The organism is Arthrobacter terrae, from assembly GCF_015708085.1.
Lineage (GTDB): Bacteria > Actinomycetota > Actinomycetes > Actinomycetales > Micrococcaceae > Arthrobacter_M > Arthrobacter_M terrae.
Genome location: NZ_JADNYM010000052.1, coordinates 1 through 2,987, shown reverse-complemented (window position 1 = coordinate 2,987; position 2,987 = coordinate 1). Strand labels below are relative to the sequence as shown.

Annotated in this window: 4 protein-coding genes; all 4 read right to left on the bottom strand. The window is 59.9% G+C overall.

Annotated elements, in window-relative coordinates; translation table 11 throughout:
• Positions 1 to 105 precede the first annotated feature (105 nt).
• Positions 106 to 834 (bottom strand): ATP-binding protein, encoded by a 729-nt coding sequence (locus tag IV500_RS21090; RefSeq protein ID WP_196398780.1) that lies wholly within the window; start codon positions 832 to 834, stop codon positions 106 to 108.
• Positions 831 to 1,049, bottom strand: a complete 219-nt coding sequence (locus tag IV500_RS21825; RefSeq protein WP_230855306.1) for a hypothetical protein — start codon at positions 1,047 to 1,049, stop codon at positions 831 to 833. Before IV500_RS21825 ends, IV500_RS21090 begins: the two co-directional genes overlap by 4 nt.
• Positions 1,027 to 1,809 (bottom strand): Mu transposase domain-containing protein, encoded by a 783-nt coding sequence (locus tag IV500_RS21820; protein WP_230855305.1) that lies wholly within the window; start codon positions 1,807 to 1,809, stop codon positions 1,027 to 1,029. The genes IV500_RS21825 and IV500_RS21820 overlap by 23 nt, the downstream gene beginning before the upstream one ends.
• A gap of 135 nt (positions 1,810 to 1,944) precedes the next feature.
• Positions 1,945 to 2,277 carry a hypothetical protein gene (locus IV500_RS21815; protein WP_230855304.1) on the bottom strand — a complete coding sequence of 111 codons (333 nt, stop codon included), beginning with the start codon at positions 2,275 to 2,277 and terminating at the stop codon, positions 1,945 to 1,947.
• Positions 2,278 to 2,987: the final 710 nt, after the last annotated feature.

Genomic DNA, 2,987 nt, shown 5'->3' with positions numbered 1-2,987 from the left:
CACAGCGCCGATGGTACTGCACTCGTGAGGGTGTGGGAGAGTAGGACACCGCCGGACAACCATTCAAAGGACCAGGCCCCGCACACCGTGCGGGGCCTGACCCCTTTAACACCCCACAACCCGGACCAACCACCACCGGTCCACGATCGCGCTGGCAATGGTTTTGGGCATGAGCTCGTCGAAGCCGGAGGGGTGGATGTTGGAGCTGATCGCCAGGGAGCGTTTCTCGTAGGAGGCTTCCACGACTCGGTGGAATCCTTCGGCGGTGTCGCCGGAGACCGGTAAAAGACCGATATCGTCAATGCGGACTAAAGCCACGCTGGTGACGCGGGTGATGACTTTGTTAACTCTGTCATCGATGCGGTGGCGGCGGACGAGGGCGCCGAGGTCTTCCAGGCTCAGCCAGGACACGGACATGCCTTCATCGATGGCCTGCTGGCCTAGGGATTCAAGCAGCAAAGTCTTGCCCGTCCCGGAGGGTCCGCATGCGATCAGGTTCTCTCGCCGGCGCACCCATTCCAGGGTTCGCAGGAACGAGGTCGTCGCCGCCGGCAGGGTCGAGAGGGTCTTGTCCCAGACATCGAAGGTTTTCCCGGTGGGGAACCCTGCGCGTTTGCGCCGGGTGGCCCGCATAGACCGGTTCCGCCCGGTCGCCTCGGCCTCGAGCAGCACGCGAATGACTTCGGTGGGGTCCCAGCGTTGGGCTTTTGCGGTGGCCAAGACATCGGTGACCACGGCGCGGGCGTGCGGCATCCGGGTGGTGCGCATCAACGCAATCACCTGTTCCAGGGCCGCATCCGTCAGCGGTGCCTGGGCAAGGGTTGTGGGGCTCATTCGGTGGCTCCTTCAAGATTAGTGGTGTCGCTGTCCTCAGCGGTGTTGGTGGTGTTGGTGGTGCCGAAATTGGCGCATCCGCCAGTGCCTTGGGAGAGCCATTGGCCCTGATCGGTCACGGTGTGCCGGCTGTTATTGCCGTCTCCGGCCAGCTCGCCGGTGGCGGTGTTGGTAATGATGGAGACTAGGTCTTCATGGGTGAAGCGGTGGTGCACCGCGGCAGCTTCCTTGAGCCAAGACGCTGCCCCGATCCCAAGGGCAAGGAACTCTTTTTGCCGTGTTCGTGGGGCAAATGACGCGTTCCAGGGCGTCGGCGCAGGCTGGCGGGAAGTGGGCGTCTATGATTACTGGCACGCCGGGGCGGGTGAGCTCATGGCGGGCGACTTCGACCGGTCTGCCCTGCCCGACATGGACGATGACCACGTGTGTGTCGGTACTCCGCACCCAGACTCTTTGCCCCATCAGGGTGTGCGGGACTGAATAGCGGGAGTGTTCGTAGGTGACCATGGGCGTATTCGGTGGGACTTGCCGGACCTGGCCGAAACTCGCTGTCACCGGCACGGCCGGGACCGGGTGCAGCTTGGGCCGTTCAATCAGTCGAAGCATGTCCTTGGGGATCTTTAACGTGGCCCGGTGCACGTTGGAATTCACTTCCTCCATAAACGCCTCACACGCCTGCTCCAACTCGACGAAAGAGGCGTATTCCGGGCGCAGGTTCGTCTCCTTGGGGACCAGGTCTGCCTTGGCGATCTTCGCAGCGTTTTCCACCCCACCCTTCGATGCCGGGTCTGCCGACATGCAGGTGTGCGCGGCGGTGGAATAGTGCCTTGCGAACGCGACAATCTGCGCGTTGCGGACCGTAATCCCGGCAACGTGATCGACCGTAATTGTGCGCTCATCATCCGTCAAAACGTAGGTTGGGACCCCGCCGATCAGGCGAAAGGAGCGGTCCAGTGCGGCGAAAATGCTAGGCATGGTCTCCTCCCGCAAAGGGATCACGATCCTAAAGCGTGAGTACGCCAGCAAAGCCACGAACAACACTGCTTTCACACCGTCAACGACCGGTCCGTCTCCGTAATCCCACTGGAGTCACAGCGCCGGTTCCACGGTCTAAGGGCGGTGAACACGGGCGTTTTGAGCCTTGTATTTGCTCTTCAACCCGGCCAGCACGTAGCGGGTCGTGCCGATCGAGCCGGTATAGCCCAAAGCAACGAGCTTGCCATGGACCACGTCTCCGCGGATCTTCCCACGGGACTTGTCGACCAGCGATTCCATCTGAGGCGGGTACGGATCAGTGATCCTGCCACGCTGACGGGCAATCGGTGCTAGGGGACCTGCTTCGAGGGCTTTCACATACGAACGGACAGTGTTGTGTGAAACGCCGCAAACCTCGGCGGCACCACGGTACGACTGGGTTAGATCAAAAGCAGCTAAAATTTCCATGAACTCTCCTGGGGACTTCATAACGAGCCCCTTCCTTCCCAAACATGGGTGAAATTGAAATCGATTGGCATCGGCATTTCACCCCGAAAGAAGGGGCTCTCCGCGTATAGACACGAGGGATGGACAAGGGAATCCCAGCACACCCACGCCGTAAGTACCACGGCGAACCACTGGTCAAAACACTTGCAGCCACTGGTCAAAACCACTGCCGCGAACGGTCAAATCTAAATGCCGTCTATGGTCAGTTCAGAGTTGCAGCTAACACTTGCCGTTCGCGCCGCAGAGGAACCATGGCACGTTTAACGGCGGACTGTCTGAGGTGTGTCGTATGAGGGAGGTCTGCCGCGTGCCATAGACCCCGCGAAGGGCAGTCCCGTCCGTAGGTTGGGGTGGTGGATCGTGGATTGGTGTTTTGGGTGGTTGGGGGGTAGTGTTTCTCTAGTTGCCACCGCTGAGGTGGGACGGACCCCCACATTTTCTGCGGATGTTTTGTCCGGTGATTTTGTGTCGCTTGTTTTTTGTGGTGGTGTGTGGGTTGGGTTGGGTTTGTTGGGTGGGTCGGTTAGCCGGTTTGCTTGGTGGGCGTTGATCCGGTAAGTTAGGCAAGTTGCTTCGGAGCGAGACGGTTGTTTTTGGTCGTTGAGTCCGGGTGCGTCTGTTGTTTGAGAACTCAATAGTGTGCCAAGTTTTGTCGATACCGATTTTTTTAT